Below are 26081 nucleotides of genomic sequence, written 5' to 3' on the forward strand. Positions count from 1 at the left end.
ACATTTTTTCCTTAACACTACATACTGAACCCATCTTCATTTTCCAATAATCGCCAAAGCGCAACCATTATACCCCTGCAACCACTTTTTCACCCTATATTCAAAAAAGCATGGACTATGTGGACCTCTGCACTACTTGATGTGCAAATCCTGAAATATCATAGTAAAGTAAGGTATAATCATGGACGTAAAAGATGTAATGAACACTGAAGTTGTTACCTGCTCACCGGACACCTCAATAAGGGAAGTAGCACAACTCCTTAAGAAGGAAAAGATCAGTGGTCTTCCGGTAGTGGACGACGGCAAAGTAGTTGGCATTGTTTCAGAAGGAGACATTCTCGCACTGCTTGAGGTTCCGGAACATGGAGGTCTCTGGCTTCCAAGTCCTTTTGAGGTTATCGAAGTTCCAATCAGAGAGTTGCTCAACTGGGAAGAGACAAAAGACATGCTTGAGGATTTTGGTTCAAAACCTATCAGGGAAATAATGACCAAGAGTGTTTATGCAGTAGGTCCTGACACATACATCGAAGATGCTTCCACAATCCTTAGCAAGCACAAGATAAACCGCCTTCCAGTAGTGGACGGGGACGGCACGCTTGTGGGTATTGTAACACGTGGTGACATCATCGCTGGTCTTGGTCAATTGTGAGTTCAGCCAAATTCTAACTATAACCATCACAAAATCAAATCAAAATCATATTCAAGCAGAATAGAAGGCATATCATGAAATTCATTGAAGGCGGTATCTGTGCTGTAAAAGGCGTGCGTGCCGGTGGAATCAAACCCGGTAAGATGGGACTGGCAATCATTCAGGCAGAAGGAAACGCTGCCGGAGTTTACACCAGGAACAAGGTCATTGCAGCTCCTCTGGTAGTAACAAGGGAACATATCTCAAAGACCGGCAGACTCTCAGGTGTAGTCGTGAACAGCGGCAACGCCAATGCTTTCACAGGTGTTCAGGGTCTTGCTGATGCAAGAATCATGGCCTCCTCTCTCGCATCAAAACTCGATGTCAGCGAGGAGCTTATCGGTGTGGCTTCCACAGGTGTTGTAGGTCGAAAACTTGACACCGGCTGGATAACGGCTCACATTGATGAAGTCCTTGAATCACTGGGTGAAGATGCCGATGCAAGTATGAGTGCAGCACGCTCCATCATGACAACCGACACAGTACCCAAGGAGATTGCAATTGAGATAGACTGTGGCATCCGCATAGCAGGAATTGCCAAGGGTGCTGGTATGATCGAGCCAAACATGGGTACAATGCTCGCATTCGTTTACACTGATGCAGAAGTTCACCCTGATGTCTTACAGTCATGCCTGACAGTAGCCGTTGACAAGAGTTTCAACATGATAGTAGTAGACGGCGACACAAGCACAAACGATATGGTTCTTGTAACAGCCACAGGCCAATCCGGCATCATTCCTGAAGTTTCTGACATTCAGGCAGGTCTTGATTATGTTCTCACAGAGCTTGCAAAGATGATAGCAGTTGACGGTGAAGGTGCTACCAAACTCATTGAATCCAAGGTGACAGGTGCAGCAACAGAAGAGGATGCTCGTCTTGTAACCAAGGCAATTGTACGCTCCCCACTTGTAAAATCTGCAATATTCGGTCAGGATCCTAACTGGGGACGTATCGTAGTTGCAGCCGGTTATTCCGGTGCTAACATGGACCCTGAAAAAATATCCCTTTCATTCTCAGCAGGAACTGAGGTTGTTGAGCTTGTAAAAGACGGCGAGGTTGTCAGGAATGACGAGGAAACCCTCTCACAGCTAAAAGCCATCATGGCAGAGGATGAGATTTACATCATCACCGATCTTGGCATGGGTGACAAGAGTGCAACTGCATGGGGTTGTGATCTGACTTATGATTATGTCAGGATCAATGCTGAGTACACGACTTAATTTTCATTAGTAGTTTGAGGGAGTAATCCCTCTAATGTTCTTTTTTTATTGATTATTTCTTTCAAATCCACAATTTATTATGTGGATGGATATCGGAAAAATTAAATAATGTATATGGGTATGTAGAGTTGAAAAAATTTTAATATTTAATAATTCTCACTGTTCTGTTTAGCATAAACTTACACAATTGGATTAAGTAATATGGAATCACAAATGAAGACAGCCCGACTTATTTTCATGTTGATTATCTTAGCAATGCTTTTCCCTAATGTCAAAAGTGATTTCATGGATTTCGCGTCCACTGCACAATCATTGGACGACTTCACTCCTGAAAAAGCAACATACGATTATGATATGATAAGCAATATTGATTGTTCTCCTAATAACAAATATGTCGCATTTGGTTGTGTAATTGATAATTCTATAGTTCTATGGGATAAAAAAAAGGAAACGGAATCTTTTGGGTATAATGGAGTTCAAAACAGCGAAACGATTTATATTTTAGGAAGGGAGCCATACATTTATCCCGGATTGAAGTTTTCACCAGACAGTAAATATTTGTTGGTATATTCGAGTTATTATATTCCGGAGCTTATTAAGTCCCATCTCACACTGTATGATGTAGAAAACAAAACCATTGTTCGGGAACATGACGTAGTCAATAATGATATAGAAGATGTTGCTTTTTCCCCCGATGGGAAATACTATGCATCCTCTTATAAAACAGAAGAAGATTCTGGGCACTGTATTGTCAACTTGTGGGATACAAGAACAGGTGATATTGCAAATTCGATTATTAGTGACAATTATGGAGTAAAATCTCTCACTTATACTCCAGATGGTGAATTTATAGTCATAAGTTTTGAAGGTAATAAAGGCAGTGCAGATAGTATCGTGTTCTTTGATGCAGATACAGGAGCAATTCATAAGACCTTAGATGGGATTTCTGCTTTTGACTTGCAATTTTCTAACGATGGAAGCATTTTAGCAGGAGAAAATGGGAATGAAAAAGGACTTTTGGTATGGGATACCAGTACCTATCATGTAATAGGTAGGTTTTCTGATATAGGACTTCCCTATGATGTTTCTTTATCACCCGATGGTAAATTCTTAATGGCGATCGATCCATCTGCATTAATTGTATGGGACATATCCTCAAAAAAACAGATTCTGAGGACTAAAAGCTACAAGCTGGATTACGTAGATGAGTTTTATGCAGCGACTTTTTCTGCTGATGGAAAACAGATAATAATTGGACTTGAGGCTACTGAAGATTCCATGTATTCAGTAGGAACCAAGTCAGATGAAAGCATGGTATTTGTTTATAATTTCACGGAGATTGTTGAAAGTTATTACCTGCAAAATTAGATATTAGCAATATAACAACTGCACTGGCAGTAGGATCATCTTTATAATATTATTAATAGCTATAAGAATAGTAACAATGAAACAACAGGTGAATATTCTTAGAGTAATCAGCACAATAATAATTCTGATTGTTCTTTTTCCAGATGCAAAAGATGCATTCCTTGATATTACTTCCAGCGCCGAGTCATTAAGTGATTTTACTCCAGAAGAACTAGGAGGTAACTATGCATGGATAAATGAAATGGACAATTCACCTGATGGCAGATATGTCGCCGTTTTAGCTTTTTCTAATAGACCGATAGTTTTGCGAGATAAAAATGGAAATGATAATCTAATAGAAGACGAAACATATAGTCTGTCAGAACTAGTATTCTCATCCGACAGTAATTATCTGTTGATATGTTCTAATAAATACAATTCATCCATAAAAGACTACGAAAAATCCCACCTGATTTTATACAGTGTTACTAATAAATCCATAATCAGAACCCATGAAATGGAAAATAATTCTATGTGGGAAATAGCTTTCTCTCCAGATGGGAGATATTATGCATCCCCTTATAGAAAAGGCGATGATTCTGGAAAATGTACTGTTAATATATGGAACGTAAATTCAGGAGAGGTAATACACTCTATCACGAGTGAAAACTATAGAGTACAGGCTCTTACTTTTACGCAGGATAGCAAATATTTAGTTGTAAGCTATGATGGTTCTGGTTATTCTTCAGATAGTACAATCTTCTATGATGTTGGTACAGGAAACGTCTACAGGACTTTAAATGGAGTTTATGCTTTTGACTTGCAGTTTTCAGATGATGGTAAAATACTGGTAGGAGAGAATGGGCATGGTGGAGGACTCCTGGTATGGGAAACAGATACTTATAAGCAGATAGCCAAATTTACTGATATATCCTCACCAAATGATATATCCCTATCACCTGATGGCAAATATTTGATGGCTAATGATTACTATGGATTGATGATATGGGATTTGTCTACAAAAAAGCAAATTTTGAGGACAAAAGTCAATAATTTAGATTATGTTGATCAATTTTACACAGCAAAATTCTCTGCTGACGGAAAGCAGATTCTAATAGGACTTGAGGTTTCTGAAGATTCAATATATTCGATGAATTCTAGGGCACATAGTGGTAGAATTTTTGCCTATAATTTCACGGAGATCGTTGAAAGTTATTATGCATAAAGAATGATGGCATTTCATAGCCGAAATATAGAATAACCATATAATCTATCAGGGTATTTGAGGAAGATTATGTACAAGATATATGTGGACGGTCAACACGGAACGACCGGCTTACTGGTAAACGAGCGTCTGGCAAAGCATCCGGAAGTAGAGATACTTGATATTCCATACGAGGAACGTCATAACAGGGAACTGAGGACAAAGCTGCTCAACGAGGCAGACCTGGTGTTCCTGTGCCTGCCGGATGAAGCTGTTGCAGACACTGTCAGTCTGGTCACAAATCCTGACACAAGGATCATTGATGCATCCACAGCTAACCGTACAAACGATTCATGGGCTTACGGACTGCCGGAACTCTCTGTCAAACACCGGGAAAATGTAGCCGGAGCAAGCAGGGTTTCCAATCCAGGTTGCCATGCAAGTGCATCTGTAGTTGCACTTTATCCTCTTATTGAAGAAGGAATCATCTCAAAGGATACAGCAGTTCCGTTGTTCTCAATCACGGGATATACCGGTGGCGGAAAGCAGATGATACAGACATACGAGACCACAGAAGAGCGAGCTTACAAAGCACCAAGGCAGTATGCACTTGGTCTGACTCACAAGCATGTTCCTGAGGTCAGGGTACGCTGCGGTCTGAATGTAAATCCGATTCTCATGCCTGTTGTTTCCAATTTCCCAAGGGGTCTTGCAGTTACATTACCTCTTTCAGTTAAAGATCTGGAAAAAGCTGTAACAAAGCAGGATTTGTATGAACTCTACCAGAAGTATTTTGGTGATTCAACATTCATCCGCGTTCATGAAGTTGATGAAGCTGATGACCTTGTGGATAATGCTTTCGATGTTCAGGGTAGTAATGATACCAATTATTCAGATATCTACATCTACGGCAACGATGAGCAGATTCAAGTAATCTCACGTCTGGACAACCTTGGAAAAGGTGCATCCGGTGCTGCTATCCAGAACATGAATATCATGCTTGGCATGGATGAAACGACTGGTCTGCTTTGAGACCGGTCAATTATAGATTAGTAATTTTATTCTTAAATCCATTTCTGAATTTGTTTATTTTTGCCATAAAAAATCTCCATCCATCGTTTATATATACTCTCTAAACATAATTTATACCAATTGGTGTAACTATGGAGATCGTGGAATGGGAGAAACGTTACGTTGAGGCTGTTTCTAATGTAAAGAAAGAGCTTGCAAACGTACAGGGCGTGTTCGTGGCTTATAACAGCAATGTTGATGCCATGAAACATGTACGCAAGGATGACATCAAGAAGCTTACAAATATCATCGGCTATGAAAAAGTCAGGGAAAAGATACTGGCGTACCCTCGTGAAATAAATGAACCTTCTGATTTTCTGGCAAGGCTCATCATAGCAATGCGTGATGGTAAAGCCGCCGAGGTTCCGACTTATACATCAGACCTTCATGAGTGGTTAATGGATAATATGGTCTTTGATTCCGCACGCATGGGTGGTCAGGCAGGAATTATCTCTAACTTACTTGCAAACCTTGGCGTGAAGAACGTAATCACATATGTTCCCTGGTTGTCAAAAGATCAGGCTGATTATTTTGTAGATTCTCCCAACCTAAAGCATCCTGTAATAGAAAATGGAAAACTGTATCTAAAACATCCGAAGGAAGCATACGATCCAAATCAGAAACCCAAAATCAACTGGATACTTGAATTCTCAAGAGGAATAAGTTTCAAATGTTCAGGTGAAGAATTCGTGGTTCCAAGGGACAACCGGCTCATTGTTTCATCAAGGCCAAAATGGCTCAGAATTGACATGAGTCCTGAAATGTACGAACAGCTTTCTGATATCAGGGAAGATATAGATGGGGCTATACTTTCAGGCTACCAGATGATCAAGGAAGAATATGATGACGGCACCACATACAAAGACTATGTGGAGCGTGCTGTAAGTGTCATTGAACGTCTGAAAGGCTGTAATCCTCAGATGCGCTTGCATGTGGAATTCACATCAATTCAGAATAAGATAATCCGCAAAACATTGCTCACAGATATTGTGAAAAAACACGTAACTTCTCTTGGTCTTGACACTGTGGAAGTTGCAAATGCTCTTAATGTTCTTGGTTATGAGGAACTGGCATATTCCGTAATCAACAAAGGAGAAAACAGCATAGTTTCACTTTACGAAGGCGCTGTGATGTTACTGAAGGAACTGGAGCTTCAGAGAGTACATATTCATTCTCTTGGGTTCTACATTTGTGTAGTCTCAAAAGACCATCCACTGGATGCAGATGCACATCGTCAGGCACTACTTTTCGCATCAGCCGTGGCAGCAACACAGGCTGCAACCGGTAATATATCAGATATTGATGACATTGATCTTGGACTTGGAGTTCCGGTATACGATCAGGGCTACAGGGATTTGATAGAACTTGAAAAGCATCTGGTCAGGAACAATATATGTTCAGCCGAAGATTTCGAGGACGGGTGCATAAGTGCACCGGATCATGATCTTATTATAGTTCCATCCAAAGTTGTGAAAGATCCCGTTGCAACCGTAGGAATTGGTGATGCAATATCGGCAGGTGCTTTTGTTGCTTTACTGGCAAAAATGCCAAAAATAAATGTATGCAGAATAACGGAGTAACCGATGAATATTCTCTGTGCCTACAATGCTAATATTGATTCAATTTATCATATTGATGGCAGTGAATTATCCCAAATGGTAGGGGAACTTGAAGTTGAAAATCCTGTATTTGCAGACGAGTTCAATAAGAAAATCATCTCACCACCAGGTTCAATTTCTTCAAAACCTGATTTTTTGGCAGGTCTTATTACCTGCATGCGTGATGGTTCCGGCGCAGAGTGGATGATAAAAGATTCATCAGTATTCGAATGGATAAAGAAGACATTCATTGATGGTTCTTTTATGAGAATGGGTGGCAACATGGGAATAATGTCCAACGTTCTTTCTGAACTTGGAGCGTCCAGAGTTGTCCCAAATGTAGCAAGCCTATCAAAGTTACAGCTTTCTTTTTTCTCAGGTAAAGCTGTTTATCATCCTTTTGAAGGCAAACTCTATAAGAGCTCAGAACTGGAAACTATACTTCCGGAACATGATACTAACAATAAACCAGAGCTTATACACTTTGTTTTTGATTTCAGAAAAGGAGATAAAGTGTCCCTTTCAGGAAAGGATTTTACAGTTCCAAGAGAGAACCGTTTCATAGCAACCTATGATCCGTTAAATTTTGAGCTCCATATGGACGCAGAATTCAGAAAATACTCAGAAGCTCATATTGCAGATATGGACGGAGCCATAATTTCAGGTTATCATATGCTTCAGGAGAATTCTGAAACAGGCTCAGATTACAAATCTAAACTCGATGCATCCCTGATGCAACTTAAAAGCTGGAAAAATATCCGTAAAGATCTGCACATCCATGTTGAATTCGGTCATTTCTCATCAGATGACATTGCATTGTACGCATTCTCCAGTCTTTCCAAAATTGTTGACCGGATAGGAATGAACGAGGATGAACTTGCTATGCTTGCAGGATTAAATGGAATTGATCCAAATCCAATCCTTGAAATGGATTCGGTTGCAATTGCAGATGCTGCCATTTCATTATGCAATAATTCCGGACTTTGCAGGATGATCGTGCACACAAGGGAATTCGTTGTTTCGGTTTCATGCATGAAAAATGATGACCCTGAAATTATAATCGAGGCAATGAAGTTTGGAGCAGGTTGTGCTGCAGCTTTTGCATGTTCCGGTAAACTTACTGACAGGAACAAGCTTCTTGAAATTGCATCTAAAATTCCTGAAAGTGAATCTGGCAAAAAGGAAAGTGAAAGATTGGCACAGCATATTGAGGATAAACTGAACTGCAGTACAGTATGCGGAATACATGATTCATATCAGGTAACTGTTGTTCCGACTCGTATTTGCGATGAACCTGTTTCAACCGTGGGGCTTGGGGACACCATATCAGCCGCCATTTTTTTAAGGGAGCTTGAACTCAATTCTTGACATGTATACTCTTTTCTCTGAGAATTTCAATCTTGACTACACTCTTGATTGCGGACAGGTCTTCCGCTGGGACCTGATTGATGGCTGGTGGACCGGGGTTTTGAATGGCCATGTTGCAAGGTTGCAGCAGGACAAAATCAGCGGCGAAGTTCTTGTAGATTGCCCCCTGCCGAAAAGTTTTTTTGAGAATTACTTCCGCTTTGATGATGACCTTGATTCTATTCTTCAGGAAGTTAACAAAGATGAATTCATGGATGAAGCCATAAGCAAGTACATGGGTCTGCGTCTTATCAGGCAGGATCCCTGGGAGTGCCTGATATCATACATGCTTGCAACGGCGTGGAGTATTCCTAACATCAAGCGTGCAATTTCAATGATGTGTCAGAACTACGGTAAAGAGATAGAAGGTGGTTACTACAGTTTTCCCGAACCACACGCACTTGTTCATGCATGTGACGATGATCTGCGGGCTTGTAAACTTGGTTTCAGGGGCGGACGTGTAATCAAGGCTGCAAGACATGTTGAGGATGGGAACCTGATTCTTGATGACATTTTCAAGGTAGATTACGAGGAAGCCAAACAGAGACTAATGTTCCTTGAGGGAATCGGGGAAAAAGTTGCAGACTGTATCCTTCTTTTTGCATTTGATAAAATGGAAGCATTTCCGGTAGATACTCATGTTGAAAAGGTTGTGAAAACAGTTTACGGTCACCATGAATATTTCAATGGGAACGCAACTAAAAGCAAGATTGGTAATTGGGGAAGGATGTATTTTGGACGTTATTGTGGTTATGCGCAGCAGTATTTCTTTTATCAGAAAAGACTTGAAGGACTTTGATTTTTAAACCAGTTTCTCTTCTCTCTAATTTACTAAAATGAAGGTTCAGGGCTACAGGCTATTTACCCTGTTCCCATTTTTTCATAAAAATCCTGAACCCGGGTTGTTTTATATCATAAATAGAATTATCTTCCAGAACTTCGAAGCTTTCCAGCACTGCTTTTCCGAGATGTTTGCCAAGTGAACACGTTTGCATTTTTTCCTGGAGCAGTTCTTTTGCAGTTGTGTATTTACGTTTTATATCTGCAACATAAAAACCGTCTTCAATATACATGGAAAACAGTTCATCAGAGTTACTGTACTTTGCCTTAAAACCTCTCGCATGTTCATTAACCCATACAGGAGGTCCTCTGTGTTTTTTCACAAAAGGGAGTTCTGATGATATGAGCTCAATAACGACTATAGACTGTTCATCTGCCCAATATCCGGAATTGAGAACCTGAAAATCATGGTCTTCCAGAAGTGCACAGACGGATTTTTCCATCTTATCAAGTTGTGGGTACAGTATGTCGTCCACAAGTTCCGGAGTCTCAAAAATCACTGCGATAAATGAACTTCCTCTGGACTGCATCATTTCTTTAATCTCATCATCTGACATGGGCTCTTTTGCTTCCGGGAAAAAGAATTCTTCAGAAGGATTCTCAGAATAAGCTCTGCATGCATCGATAAACTGAGCAAAACGATTAATGGAAAGTGCTGCTGCAACATTTCTTTTAGGATCAGTGGGATCCACGACAATCAGGGGGTCTTCATGTTTTAATGTTCCATGTTCCAGCATGTCTATTACAAGTCCTGGTTTCCAGGTGCATGCATTGCGTATGAGATTTCGGAATGAGCCATAATGGACTATCAGAAGTTCTGTGAGGTAGCCTGAGAATCCCTGTGTGCGAAGTTCAGAGCCGTAGGTGCCGGTGCCTTTCATGAACTGTTTCATTATGAGTACATCATCTTCTCTTCCGGGTATGCTCATTTTGATGAACTCGTTGTGGAATGGTGTCCTGTCAACTGCAGATTTTATCTCTGATGCGGATTTAACGGCAAAGCAAGGTACTAGATCAACATCGAAGCCTTTGTAATTCATGTTCAGGTATGGATGTTCTGCATAGCGTTCTTCAACATTTGTGCCGTTCCTTGCAACTTCTCTTGCAATCAGGAGGCCATTTTCTTCAAGTTCCTCACGGCTAACGCTTTCTGGAAATGAGATAAAAATATCAAGGTCGTGTGTACCTGATATCCACGTGTTCCTTGCTGCAGAACCTACCAGCTTTGGAACAATACCATCTATTCCTTTTATTCTTGCAATGGTACTGACTCTTGCAAGTAATTCAGAAGCAACCTCCTGCAACTTTTCTTTTTCATCAGGACTGGGTTTTATCCTTTCAAGTACCTGTTCTTCGAGTGTCATTTTTGATCTTGGGATTTGAAACTTTATAATGGGGACTAGTTATAAAAAAGTAATCAAGATACCATTAAAAAGTTAACCGGAACTTTAGCAGGTGATAAAACACATTTTAGCAAATACCTATGTTCTCTTTCTTGATTACGTGATTATAGTTCTTGTAACCCAGAATATCGGCTATCAGGTCAGTGTGTTGCCCTTTGACAAGTTCCAGTTCATCAGAAGTATAGTCCGTGATACCTTTTGCAAAGACTTCACCTTCACAGACAATTTCTACAATTTCTCCCCTGTCAAACTCGCCTCCAACTCCTGTTACTCCCGAAGGAAGCAGGCTCATACTGTTGATTATTGCTTCTTTTGCCCCGACATCAACTTCGATGGAACCACATGATTTTGAAAGGAGTATCCAGCGAATCCTGTTCTTGTGTACGTCCTGGTTGGCAAGGAACAATGTTCCGATGTCTTCCCCGCAGAGCACTTTTGTAACAACGTTTTCGGTTGCACTGTTAGTAATTATCATGTAACAGCCTGACATATAGCATATCTTGGCAGCTTCAATTTTGGTTCTCATGCCGCCAACACCTTTCATGCTTGTGGGGCTACCTCCGAAGCTTTCTATTTCCGGAGTGATCTCTTCCACAAGGCTCAGGAGTTTTGCATCATCGTTGCGCTTTGGGTTCTTGTCATAAAGACCGTCAATATCTGAAAGTATAATGAGAAGGTCGGCTTCCATTTTACTGGCAACCATTGCAGAAAGTTTATCGTTGTCGCCGAATGTTGCTTCTATTTCATTAACTGATGTACTGTCATTCTCATTGATGATTGGTATGACACCATAACTAAGCAGAGTGGAAATGCTGTTCCGGAGGTTGAGATAGGTGAGCCTGTTTGAGAATGAATCGTATGTAAGGAGTATCTGAGCTACCTTCAGGTTGTGTTTTGCAAAGGATTCACACCACTGCTGCATTAGCACACTCTGGCCGACAGCAGCACATGCCTGCCTTACCGGTATCTCTTTTGGGCGGCTGTCAAAATCCAGAATGTCAATACCAATTCCAATGGCTCCTGAACTTACAAGGATGACCTTTTTTCCCATTTCATGAAGTTCGGCAACCTGGGCGGCCATGTTCTCCATGAACTGGCGGTTAAGCTTTCCGTCTTCGGTATTGATGGATGAGGTTCCTATCTTTACAACTATCCTGTTCACATCTTTGAAGAGCTCTTTCCTGTCGTACAAAAGTGATGCCTCTTAGTGTTGTTAACCTTTGTTATTTTCTGGAAACTGCATCACCGACTTTCTTGTTGAGCTTGCGGTGTGTGAATTTCTTTGCATCAGGACCAGCGTAGTCTGCAACTTTGTCTCCGTTGCCTACTAATATATATTTGTAGATAAGGAGTCCTTCCATTCCGACAGGGCCACGGGCATGAATCTTGTTTGTGCTGATTCCGACTTCTGCCCCTTTTCCATAGCGGAAGCCGTCTGCAAATCGGGTTGATGCGTTAAGCATTACGCTGGATGAATCAATAAGCTCTGTGAACTTCTTCTTCTTGAGGTCATTCTCTGTAATGATGGCGTCAGTGTGATGTGAACCGTAGTTGTTGATGTGCTCGATGGCTTCATCCATTGATTCTACTATCTTGATGGAGAGTGTGAGGTCATTATACTCAGTTCTCCAGTCATCTTCAATGGCTCTTGCTATGCTTTTAAGGAAGTCAATTTGTCCGAGTATCTCAAAGGATGTTTCGTCACAGCGCATCTGGACACCTGCATCATCATACATTCTTGCCATCTTTGGCAGGAATTTTTCTGCAATTTCCGCATTTATAAGCAGTGTTTCCATTGCGTTGCAGACAGCAGGATACTGTACTTTTGAATCAAAACATACTTCGTATGCCTTTGAAAGGTCTGCTTCATCGTCAACATAAACATGGCAGATACCGTCTGCATGTCCGAGAACCGGAATCTTTGTGTTGTCCTGCATGTATTTGACAAATGCATTGGAGCCTCTTGGGATTAGCAGGTCGATGTATGCGTCCATGCTCAGGATATCGTTGACTTCTTCCCTTGTTTCCATGAGCTGGAATGCACCGCTTGTCATTCCCTTTGTTGATTCTGCAGCTTCATTTAATAAGTCAAAGATCACGCGGTTGGAATTTAGTGCCTCGCTTCCACCTTTGAATATGGTTGCATTGCCGCTTTTAAGACATAAGGACATGACCTGTGGCACTACATCTGGGCGTGCTTCAAATATCACTCCAATAAGTCCGATTGGACAGCTTACCTGATAGAGTTCGAGTCCCTGATCAAGCTCAAGAGCATCAATAGTTTTACCTACCGGGTCTTCGAGTTTGATTACGTCACGGATTCCATCTATCATTCCGCTTATCTTGCTGTCGCTGACCTTGAGCCTGTCTACAAGAGCCTGGGAAAGTTCCCCTTTCCTTTTCAGCTTCTCTGCCGCTTCAATGTCTTTCTGGTTTGCTTCGAGTATCTTATCGCGATTATCGTCAAGTGCCTGTGCCATTGCTTCAAGAGCTTCATTCTTTGTGTCTGTGCTGACGCTTGCAAGAATGATAGACGCCTTCTTTGCTTCAATGACCTTTTCTTCAATTTCAAGAACCATGAATAAACCACCCTGGGTTTGTTAAAAGAGTGATGTCAGATTATATTGATTTTTATTCTACTATAGTAGATGAGCAGACATATTTACAAGTATACTTGTAGACATTGCACATAGTTCTTTGGTTTTATATTTGTCGATTATGATGTCAGAGTAGGTGTCTATCTTCGTGAATTCAACTTTGCAAGCAAGCGAAGAATTTCAAGATAAAGCCATACAAGTGTTACCATAAGTCCGAATGCACTGTACCATTCCATGTATTTTGGAGCGTGGGCTTCAACTCCGCTTTCTATAAAGTCAAAATCAAGTACAAGGTTAAGTGCAGCGACAATAATAACAACCAGACTGATTCCAATACTCAGGGGACTTGCATTATCTATCTGAAGTACGGGTATTGAACTTCCAAAAAAACCCATTGCAAAATTAATTACATAAACAACTGCAATCCCTGCAGTAGCAGCAAATACACCTAACTTGAAGTTTTCAGTTGGTTTTATGATATGTGATTTGTAGGCAAACAAAAGTGCAAAGAATACTCCTATTGTAAGAAAAACTGCCTGTGAAACAATTCCCGGGTACATAGTTTCGAAAAAGAATGATATGCCTCCAAGGGCAAGCCCTTCAAATGCAGCGTATATGGGAGCAGTAATAGTTGATGCGGTCTTTTTGAAAACGGTAATGATGGCTGTAATTAATCCTCCGATTACACCTATCATAATTAAGCCCTGACTCTCAGCTCCCAGCCCCCACGTGTACGTTGCAGTAAGAAGTAAAATGCCAAGCAAAATGAGTGACTTGTTAGCAGTTCCTTCCAGGGTCATAACGTTTTCAGAAGATGTCAGATTGCTAAATGTATTTTTATTCAAAGCTGGATTTGCTGTACGCATTATGTAATCACTCTTTGTTTTATATAGGTGGATAGTTAAGTTATCGTAGTATGAATTAGCTTCACTATGATATATATTTTTATAGAATGTACTTAAAACCTGTTATTTTTAGTAAAGGATTCTTTACTTAGAATCCTCTCTTCAATTCTAAGTAAAGCAAACTAAATTAAACAAAAACCACAGTTTCAAACAATCCTCTCCACCACAGCCATCACAATCTCAATAGCAATCAGCACAATAATTATCCATTCAAGATAATTGGAATGCTCGATTCTTACCTCATCAGAGAGCATTGAATAATTGTCTTTTATCATGTCGATTTTACGATTTACACTCTCGCTCCATTGCTCGCTTCTTAGTGTTTTCAGGACGGTCGCATATACTCTTGCATAGTAAACGTCCTCAGTGACTTTGATAAGGTTGTTGACTTTCTCGGTGACTTCGGAAAGGGCTACGTTATCCTGCATTAGCTGTGTCATAATAGTCCTGTAAAGTTGTCTTCTTCTGAAGAATGATAATTTATCTGCAAGGGCAATGTCATCGTACATCTTTTCCATGCTTCTGCTCAGTTCCCTGTCATAGTAACGCAGCTCAAAGACCTGCACATTTGCAAACTCAATGAGGTCAAAAAGGTCTGTAGGAGTATCAGGGTCGCAGATCAGGGCAGAGTCCCAGGAAAAAATGGCACGGTCATTTTTACTGTAACTGTGAGTACCTTTGAGAATTTCCTCTCTCATCTGGGGTGAGAAATCTATTTTCTCGCCTGCAAGGAGTGGCATCGGGTCAATAGAATCATCCATCCAGTCCATATGGTAAATGGTATAGTCTTCAAAGAAATCAGGGGTAAATGAAAAGCCTTTGATGTGTGGTTTGAGTATATCTGCAAGCGTATTGAGGTGTGAAAGGAACAATTCTTCAAGTCCTTCCTGCTCAGAGAACAAAAGTGCAGTTTTCTCAAGGAATTTGAAATCTGCATCTCCTTTCTCGTAAGCGAGACACAGACTGATGGCACCAACACGGAAAATACGTGCAAAAACTGAGAACTTAAAGTTCTCTCCATCTTTTTCTACATTGCATTGTCCAAGCCTGATAAGCAATGGTGAAACATCTATTATGATTGATGTAGGCCTGACACGCACAAAACTTGCTCTTGCCGTTGTAAAACTGCTGGCAAGTTCCTTTTCAAGCCAGTCAAGGTCAATATCCAGTCCTATGTCATAGATCCTGTAAAAACGAATCGTTATCATGGATTATTATCTCCTGCGGAGAACTATGATCCATATTGGACAGTGTAAGCTTATAAAGCTTTACAAGGTGCTGTTAATTGCTATAATTTTTCTGTTTTCCTTTCAGTTATTGGTAAATCATCATGCAGTGACATGTGTTAGCATGCAACATTCTTCCAGATATCTTTATCAATAATCATTTTGTATGACTTGGCAGGAGATTAACATGAGCACACGCGAGTACATGCTGGGAAACGTTGCAATAGCACGCGGTATCGTAGAAGGAGGCGGACAGGTCATATCCGGATATCCCGGAACACCTTCCTCTGAGATCATCGGTACACTGGCAGCAATGTTGGAAAGAGACTTTTATGTAGAGTGGTCGGTCAATGAGAAAGTTGCCCTTGAAGTGGCAGCAGGTGCTGCAATGGCTGGCGTGCGTTCAGTGGTCACAATGAAACACGTCGGGTTAAATGTAGCAGCAGACCCCTTGCTCACACTTGCCTACACAGGTGTCAAAGGCAGTATGGTAATAATCGTTGCAGACGACCCATCATGTCACTCATCACAGAACGAGCAGGACACTCGCAGGTACTCACAATTCTCACTCATACCATGCTTTGACCCTTCCACACCACAGGAAGCCAAGGACATGATACCTTACGCATTTGAATTCTCTAATAAGGTCCAGATGCCTGTTATCTTCAGGCCTACAACCCGTATCTCCCACGGAAAATCCGATATTCAGCTCGGACCTGTGGAAGAAACCAGGCCTGCAGCAGAGTTTGTAAAAGAACTTGAAAGATGGGTCATGGTGCCAAAGAATGCAAGGATACAGCACCCTCGCCTTCTTGAATCCCAAAAAATAATGCAGGATGAACTGGAAAACTCTCCGTGGAATTGTCTTGAACTCGAAGACGGTGCAAAGGTCGGAGTAATAGCATCGGGTATTGCTTCTGTTTATGCAAAGGAAGCCATCATTAAACAGGGAATCAATGCATCATTCCTGAAGATAGGAACATATCCGATTCCAGATAAGAAGATTCGCACTCTTATGGAAAATACAGAGAAGCTAATCATTTTCGAGGAAATGGAACCTGTTGTTGAGGAACAGGTCAGGATAATCGCACAGCAGACTGGCTCAACTGTGGATATAGTTGGTAAAACGCCAGGTCCGGTTCCAAGAATTTATGAATTGAATACTGATATCTGTGCTGATGTTCTTGCAGAAGTCCTTGAACTTGAAAGACCGGATGTCCCTGCAGAAGTCGCAGAAGATTTCGATTACGACAGGTGCAGGATTGACCTGCCAATGCGTCCTCCTGTAATGTGTCCGGGATGTTCACACAGGGCAAGTTTCCATGTCATGAAAAAAGTCTACGGCAAGGATGCTATCTTCCCAAGTGACATCGGTTGCTACACACTGGGAATCCAGAGTGGCACAGTTGATACAACACTCTGTATGGGTGGAAGCATAACCGTAGCAAGCGGAATGTATCAGGCAGGAGAGAAAAAACCAATCTGTTGCTCAATCGGCGATTCAACATTCTTCCACACTGGAATGAATGGTCTTCTCAATGCTATCTATAATAAAGCAGACATCACAGTAACTATAGTAGACAACCGCATTACAGCAATGACCGGTCATCAGCCAAACCCTGGAATGGGAAAGCTTGCAACAGGTGAGCCAACCATTGAAGTTTCCCTTGAGGAATTATGTAAGAGTATGGGTGCTGGATTTGTTGAAAGTGTTGACCCTTATGACCTTGAAAAGACAGAAGAGGTTTTCAAAAGGGCAAAGGAATACAAGGGAACATCAGTCGTTATCACAAGACAGTATTGTGTCATTGATGCAAAGCGTTCCGGTATTCGCAGGAAGCCATTAACTATCGATGCTGAGAAGTGCGTTGGTTGCAAACTCTGTGTAAACCTCGGTTGCCCAGCTATCGAGTTCGATACAACTACAAAGAAAGCATCCATAAATACAATGTGTACGGGGTGCGGAGTATGTGCAGCCCTTTGTAAGTTCGATGCCATCACGGAGGTGAAGAAATGAGTGCTGAAGGAATATCTAAATTCGATCTTGTCATTGCTGGTGTTGGTGGTCAGGGTACCATTCTTGCATCAGATATAATCGGAAAGGCTGCTGTAAAGGAAAACATGTCTGTGCGTGCAGCAGAGACGCATGGAATGGCACAGCGTGGCGGTTCTGTAGTAAATCACATCAGACTTGGCTGCGAACTTGGTTCAATGATTCCAATGAAAGGTGCTGATGTTCTGCTCGCACTTGAACCTAGTGAAGCACTCAGGTATCTTGAATTCCTATCCGATGAAGGTACTATAATAGTAAATACTGATCCGATTCTTCCGGTGACTGTGACCTCAGGACAGTGTACATATCCTGATGTCGATGCAATAATTTCAAAAATGGAAGAAACCCATAAGGTAAAAGCTTTCAATGCAACTGAGCTTGCAAAAGAAGCAGGTCATCCACAGTCCATGAACGTTGTCATGGTTGGTGCAGTTTCAAGCTACCTGCCGGTTTCCGTTGATACTCTGGTTGATTGTGCTAAGGAACTAGTTCCCCGGAAGACAATTGATATCAACGTAAAGGCTTTTGAGATGGGCAGGTCTGTAACACAGGGATGATTTTATCATCCTTTTCTAATCTATATTTTTCTAATTTTGAATTTATATTAGTATTATTGTGCACATAGCTGCAAAAATTTAGTTTTTCCCGTTTCTTTTTAGATCGAATTATTCTTTAATTATTCTATGCAGAGCATCCGGTTGTTTAATTTTAACTTCCTATTTATTTTAATTACTATATGATTTCTTTCGACATGTGTATACTTACTCAGGTATCTTTTTTATATTAATTCTGTTATTTTTAGCAAAGTCTTTAAATTATATTGTCTTATATTATATTGCACCATAAATTTTGGAGGGTAAAACTATGGTATCAGTTGGTCAAAAACTATTAGATGTTCCTTTCGGGGACATGATTAAAGAAATGGCATTTGCCATTGCCGAGGGTCAGACAGCACTTGATATGAATTCTGTCAATGTTGCACAGGCTCTTGCAGAGACAGAGCTAGAGGCTGGAAGTGTAATTCTCTACATAGAAGAAACAGTGGATGAGGATGGTAACGTAACTGCAAGTAATGTGGTTACCAATGACCAACCAATGTCCTTGTTGACTTATGGTATGGAGCCACGTTTCTATGAGTTTACTGAATCTATCATTGAAGTAAAAATGACTATATCAATGAAGAGGGAATACTCAACTGAAAGAAAGTATGGCAGAGAATTCAAATTTACCAATGAATCCAAGATCAAGGGAAGTTACAAGTCTGGCGGGCTTGCAGGTCTTCTCTTTGGAAAATCAAAGGCAAGTTATGAAAACACTACAAATGTTGCATACACATCTACCTATGATGCAACATATAAGTCAAAGTACACTTTCAATGAATCAGGTACAAGTCTCCTGAGGACCACTTTAAAGCCAGTGCCTGCTCCGGAAAGAGCTGTTCCGACCGTAAGGGTCAAAGAGAGCGGTTCTACAGAGTAAGGTGAATATTTGATATCAATGCAGAGCTTCTGCATTGGTAATCTTTTTTCAAAATAATCAGGAGGTATTCTATTGCCATCCATTAGTAGTGAAAATATCGAAGAGGTTCTTGTAAGTCCACTCTCAACAATCCTTGCTGAAATGGGCAAGTCAATTGCACAAACGCAGAAAGCAATGGATCGTAACTCAATTGATACTCAGATTGAACTGTCCAGTGATGAAGTACTCAAAGATTACAATCTGGAAGCTACATGGTATCATTTGCCTGAAGTGGATATTGAACTTAAGATGGCTCTTTCCATGTCATATGAAGAAGAAAAAGATTCAAAAGGTCGTGTCCGCGGATACAAACGAGTTCTGAAAGCAGCACCTTTGAATGCATCTTATAAATCACTTAATTCCTATGATGTAGAAGGCTCAAGTGTCCTGAAGGCAAAGATCGTATCGGTACCACCATCTTACCGGGTAACTGAAGAATAAGTATGGGAGGGGTGGAATGACTGATGTTAGTGAACTCAGGAAAAATATTGAAAGTTTGAACAAAGCAACGACTGCTGCGTCAAAAAGAAAAAGTTATCTTTTAGCTGAAAGAAGCGTTGCTTCCATTGAGGCCGAATTTAATAATATAAACAAGGAGCTTGTATCAAAATCAGATACACTTGAAAAACTCCGAAAAGAAAATCTGGCTTTAAAACAGGAATATAATGTACTTGATAGTCGCGTGAAGGATATCATCAATGAAAAGCTGGAGATGGAGAAGAAGCTGGAGCAATTATCACGTACAAGGCCAGAGCTTTCCTCAACAAATCTGGTAAGAGCTTTCAGTGATTCTCTTAATAGTATGGATTCCTCTCTAAAAGGAAGTTCCTCAAGGGTCAATTATAGTATTAGTTCAATGAACATTAAGCTTAAGACAAACATTGCCATGAATGGAAACGATCTTTGTTTCCAGTTACCTAAAGCTGATGATCTGATTCCTGCAAGTAATCTGAGTGAGGTGGAATTCACAATTAGCTCATCATCAAAGGCTCCTGAATTTACCAGTTATGAGGATGTACCTGATGTTGTTGGTGTAGATCTTGAAACTGCAATTGCTGTTATCAAAGAAGCAGGTTTTGTTCAGGGCGAGCTCATTGAAAAGGACAGTGAATTAGAACAGGGCACTGTACTTTCGCAGATACCATCAGGCAATTCAGTTGCAAAGTCAGGTGATGCAGTAGATCTTGTAATTTCAAAGATCACGTCTGTTGAGGTTCCTGATCTGGCGGGTAATACTCTTGCATCTGCTAAGAAATCACTTGTAACTATCGGCCTATCTTTGGGAAAGGTAACTGAAGAGGTGAATTCCTTAAAAGCAGGTACGATTATAAGTCAGTCCATTGAAGCAGGTAGTTATGCAGATATTGGTTCTGCTATAGATCTTGTTGTTGCAAGTTCTAAAACTGAATTTGCTGCAGTTTCAGGAAAAACAACTGTAGGTTCATCAGTTTTAACACCGGCTTCCAAACCAGTATCTAAAGTGTCTACTAGAATAAGTCCCACAAGGAAATCGGTTTTAAGGAAGTAATTGGAATGCCTGTTGAAACACATCTTGTAAGGGTTGCAGATAATGCAACTCCTTCCCAGATAGAGGGCATTCTAAAAGCTCTTGTAAGTATTGGGGGCCGGGTTGATGTTATTGCAAATAAAAGTATAATTGCCACCTTTGATGGCGATTACTCTGAAGTTATCAAACGCAAACCGGGCGTTCTTCTTGTTGGCGGTGTGAATTTCAGGGGCCGTACTGTGAGAAAAGTTGTTAAACGAAGTTCGCAATAAATTCAACATTGTGAACTTGCGTTTTCTTATCTTCTTATATATTATACTGTAGTAAGCTTTTTCTTATTGTCCATTTTACTTGAGAGAGTTCATACATATGGTGTAACTTTATAGGTTCATGTTTGATATGTATTCTTTAATTCGTTCTTGTTTGCTTAGATTCATATATAAGCAGCAACATCATATTGTCGAAAAACTTGTTTTTTGTACAACTTATACTTCTTCGTATTTTCAGTCTCTTTTCTTGCAAAGGCTTTATATATTATATATTCCTTTAATGGCGCAGCGTAGATTACATAGGAATATGTAATTCTGCATGTTTAAGATTACAGTGCGAAAAGTCGGATTTAACATGAAGTATAATTGGGCCTCTTCAAGAATGCCCGTTTACACATAAGGTGTTAAAATACTGGGATGTTTAAATCTTTTCGAGATGACCCTCAGTAGTTCCTTTGGGCTACGAAGGTCCGGTGATGACTGGAATATTGTATAGGTTAGGCGTTGAATGCGTATCATATGAGTACGTGGAGTCCGCTTTATCTAGTCTTCTTCCTGATTATTTCCGGTTCCTGCCTGACTTTCTCGCGTAAAATGGCCTATGCAAAATTGCATAGACCTGCCAAGAAGAAAATGTGTAAATTAGGAGAATAATAATGGCAAAAGGACATAGACCAAAACGAGGTTCACTCGCTTTCAGTCCACGCGTAAGAGCAAAAAGCCACGTACCAAGGTTTAACTCATGGCCAGATGCAGCTGGAGAACCAAAGCTCCAGGACTTTGCAGGCTATAAAGTAGGTATGACTCATGTGGTAATGGTAGATGACACAAAGAACAGTCTCACTGAAGGTATGGAGATTTCAGTTCCGGTAACTGTTGTAGAAACTCCGGCTGTTCGTGTCGCTGCAATTCGTGCTTACGGTAATTCCACTCATGGTGAAAAGGCACTTTCTGAAGCATGGACTGCTGATCTTGATGAGAGTCTTGGAAAGTCAATCGTACTTCCAAAAGAGTCTAACACTGAAGAGGCTCTTGCTAAGCTCGAAAGTCTGGTTGAAGAAGGTAAGGTTACAGACATTAAGGTCATCACATATACTTTACCAAAGAAGCTGACTGGTGTTCCTAAGAAGAATGCAGATCTCATGGAAACAGCAGTAAGTGGTTCTGATGTAAAGGCAAAGCTCGAGTACGCAAAGTCTGTACTCGGTGCAGAAATCAAAATCACTGATGTATTCAATGAAGGCGCATTCGTCGACGTAGCAGCTATCACAACCGGTAAGGGTACTCAGGGTCCTGTAAAGAGATGGGGTATCAACCTGCAGAAGAACAAGCACTCACGTCAGGGAAGTCTCAGGCAGATAGGTACGCTTGGTCCATGGCACCCAGCTGTCGTCAGGTGGACAATTCCACAGATGGGTCAGATGGGTTACCACCAGAGAACCGAATACAACAAGCGTATTCTTAAGCTAGGTGAAGATGGAGAAGAGATTACTCCTGCTGGCGGTTTCCTGAACTACGGTCTTGTGCGTGGCGAATACATCCTCATTAAGGGAAGCATTCCCGGTCCTTCAAAGAGGCTTGTAAGGCTTAGAGATCCAATGAGATCAAAGGTGTCTGCTATGGGTGAACCAGAGATTGTTCACGTAAGTACACAGTCCAAGCAGGGGTGAACTGAATGGTTACAGCAAATATTATAGATTTATCAGGAAACACAAAGGGTGAAGTTGAACTTCCTGCTGTGTTCGATGAAGTATACAGACCAGACCTTATTAAAAGAGCAGTTCTCGCAGCTCAGGGTAACAGGTACCAGCCATATGGTCCAAGGATGTACTCCGGTATGGATACCTCTGCACACTCCTGGGGTTCAGGAAGAGGTGTAGCACAGATTCCAAGACTTGCTAACGGAAGCCGTGCAGCAAGAGTTCCACAGGCAGTAGGCGGTAGAAGGGCACACCCACCAAAGCCAGAAGCTGACAGGACTGAGAAGGTCAACAAGAAAGAAAGACGTATGGCAATCCGCTCAGCAATTGCTGCAACGTGCAATGACGATCTTGTAAAGGCACGTGGTCACAGGTTCGACGCTCAGCTTCCTCTTGTCGCTGCAGATGAACTTGAAACCGTTGAAAAGACCAAGGATGTAGTAAGCTTCCTTCAGAATGCAGGTCTTTACGATGATGTACTTCGTGCAAAAGATGGAAGGACTATCCGTGCAGGAAAAGGTAAGCTCAGAGGAAGGAGATTCAAGAATAAAAAGAGTGTTCTTATTGTTGCAACATGCGACAGTCCAATCATGAAATCTGCAAGGAACCTTGCAGGTGTGGATGTAATTTCAGTTGATTCATTGAATGCTGAAGTTCTGGCTCCTGGTACTCATGCAGGTAGGCTGACCGTCTGGACTGAATCTGCAATATCCTCACTTGGAGGGATGTTCGAATGAGCGTTATCAAATATCCGTTTATTACTGAAAAAGCAATGATGTTGCTGGATGATAACAAACTCCAGTTTATTGTTGATACTCGCGCAAACAAAAAGCAGATCAAGGCCGATGTAATGAAGATGTACGGGTTCCCTGTATTATCTGTCTGCACAATGAGCACAATGAAAGGTCTTAAGAAAGCTATCGTTACTTTCGAAGGAACTGATGCAGCTCATGAAATTGCAACCAGGATCGGCCTGATGTGAGGTGGACATAAATGACAAAGAGAATCATATCACAGAACAGGGGTCGCGGAACTCCTACATACAGGGCTCCATCACACAAGTACAAAGCTGCACTTAAACACCCACGTGTCGATGAAGAAGGCACATTGTACGGTACAGTTATTGAGATTACACACGATCCGGCTCGTTCAGCACCAATTGTCAAAGTTTCTTTTGAGAATGGTGAAGAGCGCCTGATCCTTGCTCCTGAAGGTATAGCAGTTGGTGAGAAGATCGCTTGCGGAATTTCAGCTGAAATCAAACCTGGTAACATCCTGCCTCTTGCAGAGATCCCAGAAGGTATTCCAGTCTGCAACATTGAGTCCAAGCCAAATGATGGTGGACAGTTCGCACGTGCATCAGGTGTCTATGCAACAGTTGTCTCTCACGACCGTGGAAAGACAGTTGTCCAGATGCCATCAGGTGAAATGAAGTGGTTAAATCCAAAATGCCGCGCAACAATCGGTATTGTTGCTGGTGGTGGAAGGGTAGACAGGCCATTCCTCAAGGCAGGTAAGAAATACCACAAGATGAAGACAAGAGCTGCAAAGTATCCACGTGTATCAGGTATTGCTATGAACGCCATTGACCACCCATTCGGTGGAGGTAACCGCAAGCACCCTGGTAAGCCAACAACAGTTGGTAGGAATGCACCTCCTGGTCGTAAGGTAGGTCAGATCGCAGCACGCAGGACCGGAAAGCGTTAACCGGAGGTTAGTACATGGCAAAGAAAACATCATCAAGATTACCAAAACGAAAAGGTGAATATACCTACCGTGGCAAGACGGTAGCAGAACTCCAGGCTCTGGATGCCGATGAGTTTATAGGCATGCTTCCTGCACGTGAACGCCGTACTCTTAAGAGGGGCTACACAGAAGGCAGGAAGGACGTTGTCCAGCAGCTCAAAGACGGTAAAGATAATTTGAGGACCCACTACAGGGATATTATTATCTTCCCTGAGATGGTCGGCAAAAATGTAGAAGTATACAACGGCAAGTCATTTGTGGCATTTGAGATTCAGCCTGAAATGATCGGACACAGGTTCGGAGAATTCGCACCAACTCGCTCAAGAGTATCTCACGGTAGCGCTGGTGTAGGAGCAACCCGTTCAAGCAAGTTCGTGCCACTTAAGTAAGGTGAGATAACATGGCAAGAATTGGATATTCAATTGAAATGGACTCTGCTGTAAGTTCAAAAGCAATGGGTTCTGAGCTTCACATCTCCCCGAAAAAGTCACGTGAACTCTGTAAAGCGATCAAAGGCATGCGTACCAGTGTTGCCCAGAAGTACCTGGAAGATGTAGTGATTATGAAGCAGGCAGTACCTTTCAAGAGGCACTGTGATGGATCTGGTCACAGAAAAGGTCCAATGGCAAATGGTAGGTATCCTGTAAAGGTTGCTGAGGCTTTCCTTAAGATTCTGGAAAATGCCAGAAGCAACGCTGAATACAAGGGACTTGACCCGGAGCACATGTACATTGCACATGCTGCTGCAAAACGCGGACGTGTTATTCATGGTATGAGGCCAAGAGCACGCGGACGCGGCAGTCCAAGTAACACAGAGACTGTGAATGTTGAGATTATTTTGAATGAGGTGCGCTAATGGCAATAGAGAAGAAATTCGTTCAGGAAGGATATGTAAAAGCTTCAATGAACGAATATTTCACAAAACAGCTCAGCAAAGCAGGTTATGGTGGAATGGAAATCAACCGTACTCCTATGGGTACCCAGATCACTGTATATGCTGAGAAGCCAGGCATGGTCATTGGTAAAGCTGGTAAGGTCATCCGCAAGCTTACGCGTGATATCGACAGAATGTATGATATGGACAACCCCCAGATAGATGCTCAGGAAGTTAAAAAGCCAGAGCTCAATGCCCAGATGATGGCAACTCGCCTTGCTTCTTCAATTGAAAGAGGCTGGTATTTCAGAAAAGCCGGTCATAATACCCTCCGGGCAATTATGAACTCCGGTGCACTGGGCTGTGAGATAGTTATTTCAGGTAAATTGACAGGTGCAAGGTCAAGGGTTGAAAAGCTCGTTGACGGTTACATCAAGCACGCTGGAAAACCTGTTGATGATATAGTAGACGAGGGATTCGCAACAGCTGTAAAGAAGCTTGGAACCCTTGGTTGTAAAGTAAGAATCATTCCTCCTGGAGCAGTTCTCCCTGACGCTTTTGACATCAGAACTGATGTTGTAGAGGATGTTACAGAGGCAGTTGCACCGGAAGCTGCAAAGGCTGACGTGACAGAACTCGTAGAAAAAGAATCAGAAGGCGAAGTTGCAGATGAAGAGGAAACAGTAGAAGTTGCCGAAGAGGTTGCAGAAGCAGGAGTCGCTGAAGAGGCCTCAGCTGAGGAAGTTGAGGAAGAATCCTGTGCAGAAGAGGCAGCAGAATCTGATGATTCCATTCCGGTAGAGGATCTCGGAGATGAACAGCGTAGACTGGTTGACGGTGTATGGCAGCACAAGCATGAAGGCTATGATTACTGGCATCCTGTTGCACGTGTTCATAAGGAGGGATAA

General features: G+C 41.7%; 26 protein-coding genes. 21 read left to right on the forward strand and 5 right to left on the reverse strand.

Going from position 1 to position 26081, the window contains the following annotated elements; genetic code table 11:
• Positions 1 to 181 precede the first annotated feature (181 nt).
• From METTI_RS10355 to METTI_RS10390, 8 genes are all read left to right on the forward strand, one after another.
• Positions 182 to 649 carry a CBS domain-containing protein gene (locus tag METTI_RS10355; RefSeq protein ID WP_023845772.1) on the forward strand — a complete coding sequence of 156 codons (468 nt, stop codon included), beginning with the start codon at positions 182 to 184 and terminating at the stop codon, positions 647 to 649.
• A gap of 74 nt (positions 650 to 723) precedes the next feature.
• Entirely contained in the window at positions 724 to 1908 is a 1185-nt protein-coding gene (gene argJ / locus METTI_RS10360) for a bifunctional ornithine acetyltransferase/N-acetylglutamate synthase (protein WP_023845773.1), read from the forward strand.
• Between the two features lie 312 nt (positions 1909 to 2220).
• Complete coding sequence (locus tag METTI_RS10365; protein ID WP_156916273.1) at positions 2221 to 3276, forward strand: WD40 repeat domain-containing protein; 1056 nt, start codon at positions 2221 to 2223, stop codon at positions 3274 to 3276.
• A gap of 76 nt (positions 3277 to 3352) precedes the next feature.
• Positions 3353 to 4480, forward strand: coding sequence for a WD40 repeat domain-containing protein (locus METTI_RS10370; protein WP_023845775.1), 1128 nt, complete (start codon positions 3353 to 3355; stop codon positions 4478 to 4480).
• Between the two features lie 69 nt (positions 4481 to 4549).
• Positions 4550 to 5491 (forward strand): N-acetyl-gamma-glutamyl-phosphate reductase, encoded by a 942-nt coding sequence (gene argC, locus METTI_RS10375; RefSeq protein WP_023845776.1) that lies wholly within the window; start codon positions 4550 to 4552, stop codon positions 5489 to 5491.
• Positions 5492 to 5622: 131 nt separating this feature from the next.
• Positions 5623 to 7110, forward strand: a complete 1488-nt coding sequence (gene pfkC / locus METTI_RS10380; protein ID WP_023845777.1) for an ADP-specific phosphofructokinase — start codon at positions 5623 to 5625, stop codon at positions 7108 to 7110.
• A gap of 3 nt (positions 7111 to 7113) precedes the next feature.
• Complete coding sequence (locus tag METTI_RS10385; RefSeq protein ID WP_023845778.1) at positions 7114 to 8496, forward strand: ADP-dependent glucokinase/phosphofructokinase; 1383 nt, start codon at positions 7114 to 7116, stop codon at positions 8494 to 8496.
• 1 nt (position 8497) lies between these two features.
• On the forward strand, positions 8498 to 9334 hold the full coding sequence (locus METTI_RS10390; RefSeq protein ID WP_023845779.1) for a DNA-3-methyladenine glycosylase family protein: 837 nt from the start codon (positions 8498 to 8500) through the stop codon (positions 9332 to 9334).
• Positions 9335 to 9392: 58 nt separating this feature from the next.
• Here the strand turns inward: METTI_RS10390 and cca are convergent, their stop codons facing one another.
• From cca to METTI_RS10415, 5 genes are all read right to left on the reverse strand, one after another.
• Complete coding sequence (cca, locus tag METTI_RS10395) at positions 9393 to 10739, reverse strand: CCA tRNA nucleotidyltransferase (protein WP_023845780.1); 1347 nt, start codon at positions 10737 to 10739, stop codon at positions 9393 to 9395.
• 106 nt (positions 10740 to 10845) lie between these two features.
• Positions 10846 to 11970 (reverse strand): glutamate 5-kinase, encoded by a 1125-nt coding sequence (proB, locus tag METTI_RS10400; RefSeq protein ID WP_023845781.1) that lies wholly within the window; start codon positions 11968 to 11970, stop codon positions 10846 to 10848.
• A gap of 31 nt (positions 11971 to 12001) precedes the next feature.
• A complete protein-coding gene (locus tag METTI_RS10405) occupies positions 12002 to 13357 on the reverse strand; it encodes a glutamate-5-semialdehyde dehydrogenase (RefSeq protein WP_023845782.1) in 1356 nt (451 codons plus the stop codon).
• Between the two features lie 158 nt (positions 13358 to 13515).
• The gene (locus METTI_RS10410) at positions 13516 to 14241 is read right to left on the reverse strand and encodes a Bax inhibitor-1/YccA family protein (protein ID WP_023845783.1); all 726 of its coding nucleotides are present in this window, start codon (positions 14239 to 14241) and stop codon (positions 13516 to 13518) included.
• A gap of 185 nt (positions 14242 to 14426) precedes the next feature.
• On the reverse strand, positions 14427 to 15488 hold the full coding sequence (locus METTI_RS10415) for a hypothetical protein (protein ID WP_023845784.1): 1062 nt from the start codon (positions 15486 to 15488) through the stop codon (positions 14427 to 14429).
• Positions 15489 to 15693: 205 nt separating this feature from the next.
• On the opposite strand from METTI_RS10415, the gene iorA reads away from it, so the two are divergent.
• The 13 genes from iorA (at position 15694) to METTI_RS10480 (ending at position 26081) form a co-directional block, all read left to right on the forward strand.
• On the forward strand, positions 15694 to 17523 hold the full coding sequence (gene iorA, locus METTI_RS10420) for an indolepyruvate ferredoxin oxidoreductase subunit alpha (protein ID WP_023845785.1): 1830 nt from the start codon (positions 15694 to 15696) through the stop codon (positions 17521 to 17523).
• The gene (locus METTI_RS10425; protein WP_023845786.1) at positions 17520 to 18116 is read left to right on the forward strand and encodes an indolepyruvate oxidoreductase subunit beta; all 597 of its coding nucleotides are present in this window, start codon (positions 17520 to 17522) and stop codon (positions 18114 to 18116) included. The genes iorA and METTI_RS10425 overlap by 4 nt, the downstream gene beginning before the upstream one ends.
• 307 nt (positions 18117 to 18423) lie before the next feature.
• A complete protein-coding gene (locus tag METTI_RS10430; protein ID WP_023845787.1) occupies positions 18424 to 19038 on the forward strand; it encodes a hypothetical protein in 615 nt (204 codons plus the stop codon).
• 72 nt (positions 19039 to 19110) lie between these two features.
• The gene (locus tag METTI_RS10435) at positions 19111 to 19518 is read left to right on the forward strand and encodes a hypothetical protein (RefSeq protein ID WP_023845788.1); all 408 of its coding nucleotides are present in this window, start codon (positions 19111 to 19113) and stop codon (positions 19516 to 19518) included.
• A 16-nt stretch (positions 19519 to 19534) separates the two neighbouring features.
• Positions 19535 to 20605 (forward strand): PASTA domain-containing protein, encoded by a 1071-nt coding sequence (locus tag METTI_RS15215; protein ID WP_023845789.1) that lies wholly within the window; start codon positions 19535 to 19537, stop codon positions 20603 to 20605.
• Between the two features lie 5 nt (positions 20606 to 20610).
• Positions 20611 to 20856 carry a hypothetical protein gene (locus tag METTI_RS10445; protein WP_023845790.1) on the forward strand — a complete coding sequence of 82 codons (246 nt, stop codon included), beginning with the start codon at positions 20611 to 20613 and terminating at the stop codon, positions 20854 to 20856.
• Between the two features lie 653 nt (positions 20857 to 21509).
• Positions 21510 to 22523, forward strand: coding sequence for a 50S ribosomal protein L3 (rpl3p, locus tag METTI_RS10450; RefSeq protein WP_023845791.1), 1014 nt, complete (start codon positions 21510 to 21512; stop codon positions 22521 to 22523).
• Between the two features lie 5 nt (positions 22524 to 22528).
• Positions 22529 to 23290 carry a 50S ribosomal protein L4 gene (rpl4p, locus tag METTI_RS10455; protein WP_023845792.1) on the forward strand — a complete coding sequence of 254 codons (762 nt, stop codon included), beginning with the start codon at positions 22529 to 22531 and terminating at the stop codon, positions 23288 to 23290.
• Positions 23287 to 23535 carry a 50S ribosomal protein L23 gene (locus METTI_RS10460; protein ID WP_023845793.1) on the forward strand — a complete coding sequence of 83 codons (249 nt, stop codon included), beginning with the start codon at positions 23287 to 23289 and terminating at the stop codon, positions 23533 to 23535. Before rpl4p ends, METTI_RS10460 begins: the two co-directional genes overlap by 4 nt.
• Positions 23536 to 23546: 11 nt before the next feature.
• Positions 23547 to 24260, forward strand: coding sequence for a 50S ribosomal protein L2 (locus tag METTI_RS10465; protein WP_023845794.1), 714 nt, complete (start codon positions 23547 to 23549; stop codon positions 24258 to 24260).
• Positions 24261 to 24274: 14 nt separating this feature from the next.
• Complete coding sequence (locus METTI_RS10470; protein ID WP_023845795.1) at positions 24275 to 24688, forward strand: 30S ribosomal protein S19; 414 nt, start codon at positions 24275 to 24277, stop codon at positions 24686 to 24688.
• 11 nt (positions 24689 to 24699) lie between these two features.
• Positions 24700 to 25155 carry a 50S ribosomal protein L22 gene (locus METTI_RS10475; RefSeq protein ID WP_023845796.1) on the forward strand — a complete coding sequence of 152 codons (456 nt, stop codon included), beginning with the start codon at positions 24700 to 24702 and terminating at the stop codon, positions 25153 to 25155.
• Complete coding sequence (locus METTI_RS10480; protein ID WP_023845797.1) at positions 25155 to 26081, forward strand: 30S ribosomal protein S3; 927 nt, start codon at positions 25155 to 25157, stop codon at positions 26079 to 26081. The genes METTI_RS10475 and METTI_RS10480 overlap by 1 nt, the downstream gene beginning before the upstream one ends.

It is taken from the genome of Methanolobus tindarius DSM 2278, from assembly GCF_000504205.1.
Classification (GTDB): domain Archaea; phylum Halobacteriota; class Methanosarcinia; order Methanosarcinales; family Methanosarcinaceae; genus Methanolobus; species Methanolobus tindarius.

What these genes read in the sequence shown, in the direction of transcription:
- METTI_RS10355 (WP_023845772.1), top strand. Translation starts at nt 182, where the DNA reads ATGGACGTAAAAGATGTAATGAACACTGAAGTTGTTACCTGCTCACCG.
- argJ (WP_023845773.1), top strand. Translation starts at nt 724, where the DNA reads ATGAAATTCATTGAAGGCGGTATCTGTGCTGTAAAAGGCGTGCGTGCC.
- METTI_RS10370 (WP_023845775.1), top strand. Translation starts at nt 3,353, where the DNA reads ATGAAACAACAGGTGAATATTCTTAGAGTAATCAGCACAATAATAATT.
- argC (WP_023845776.1), top strand. Translation starts at nt 4,550, where the DNA reads ATGTACAAGATATATGTGGACGGTCAACACGGAACGACCGGCTTACTG.
- pfkC (WP_023845777.1), top strand. Translation starts at nt 5,623, where the DNA reads ATGGAGATCGTGGAATGGGAGAAACGTTACGTTGAGGCTGTTTCTAAT.
- METTI_RS10385 (WP_023845778.1), top strand. Translation starts at nt 7,114, where the DNA reads ATGAATATTCTCTGTGCCTACAATGCTAATATTGATTCAATTTATCAT.
- METTI_RS10390 (WP_023845779.1), top strand. Translation starts at nt 8,498, where the DNA reads ATGTATACTCTTTTCTCTGAGAATTTCAATCTTGACTACACTCTTGAT.
- cca (WP_023845780.1), bottom strand. Translation starts at nt 10,739, where the DNA reads ATGACACTCGAAGAACAGGTACTTGAAAGGATAAAACCCAGTCCTGAT.
- METTI_RS10405 (WP_023845782.1), bottom strand. Translation starts at nt 13,357, where the DNA reads ATGGTTCTTGAAATTGAAGAAAAGGTCATTGAAGCAAAGAAGGCGTCT.
- METTI_RS10410 (WP_023845783.1), bottom strand. Translation starts at nt 14,241, where the DNA reads ATGCGTACAGCAAATCCAGCTTTGAATAAAAATACATTTAGCAATCTG.
- METTI_RS10415 (WP_023845784.1), bottom strand. Translation starts at nt 15,488, where the DNA reads ATGATAACGATTCGTTTTTACAGGATCTATGACATAGGACTGGATATT.
- iorA (WP_023845785.1), top strand. Translation starts at nt 15,694, where the DNA reads ATGAGCACACGCGAGTACATGCTGGGAAACGTTGCAATAGCACGCGGT.
- METTI_RS10425 (WP_023845786.1), top strand. Translation starts at nt 17,520, where the DNA reads ATGAGTGCTGAAGGAATATCTAAATTCGATCTTGTCATTGCTGGTGTT.
- METTI_RS10430 (WP_023845787.1), top strand. Translation starts at nt 18,424, where the DNA reads ATGGTATCAGTTGGTCAAAAACTATTAGATGTTCCTTTCGGGGACATG.
- METTI_RS15215 (WP_023845789.1), top strand. Translation starts at nt 19,535, where the DNA reads ATGACTGATGTTAGTGAACTCAGGAAAAATATTGAAAGTTTGAACAAA.
- METTI_RS10445 (WP_023845790.1), top strand. Translation starts at nt 20,611, where the DNA reads ATGCCTGTTGAAACACATCTTGTAAGGGTTGCAGATAATGCAACTCCT.
- rpl3p (WP_023845791.1), top strand. Translation starts at nt 21,510, where the DNA reads ATGGCAAAAGGACATAGACCAAAACGAGGTTCACTCGCTTTCAGTCCA.
- rpl4p (WP_023845792.1), top strand. Translation starts at nt 22,529, where the DNA reads ATGGTTACAGCAAATATTATAGATTTATCAGGAAACACAAAGGGTGAA.
- METTI_RS10460 (WP_023845793.1), top strand. Translation starts at nt 23,287, where the DNA reads ATGAGCGTTATCAAATATCCGTTTATTACTGAAAAAGCAATGATGTTG.
- METTI_RS10465 (WP_023845794.1), top strand. Translation starts at nt 23,547, where the DNA reads ATGACAAAGAGAATCATATCACAGAACAGGGGTCGCGGAACTCCTACA.
- METTI_RS10470 (WP_023845795.1), top strand. Translation starts at nt 24,275, where the DNA reads ATGGCAAAGAAAACATCATCAAGATTACCAAAACGAAAAGGTGAATAT.
- METTI_RS10475 (WP_023845796.1), top strand. Translation starts at nt 24,700, where the DNA reads ATGGCAAGAATTGGATATTCAATTGAAATGGACTCTGCTGTAAGTTCA.
- METTI_RS10480 (WP_023845797.1), top strand. Translation starts at nt 25,155, where the DNA reads ATGGCAATAGAGAAGAAATTCGTTCAGGAAGGATATGTAAAAGCTTCA.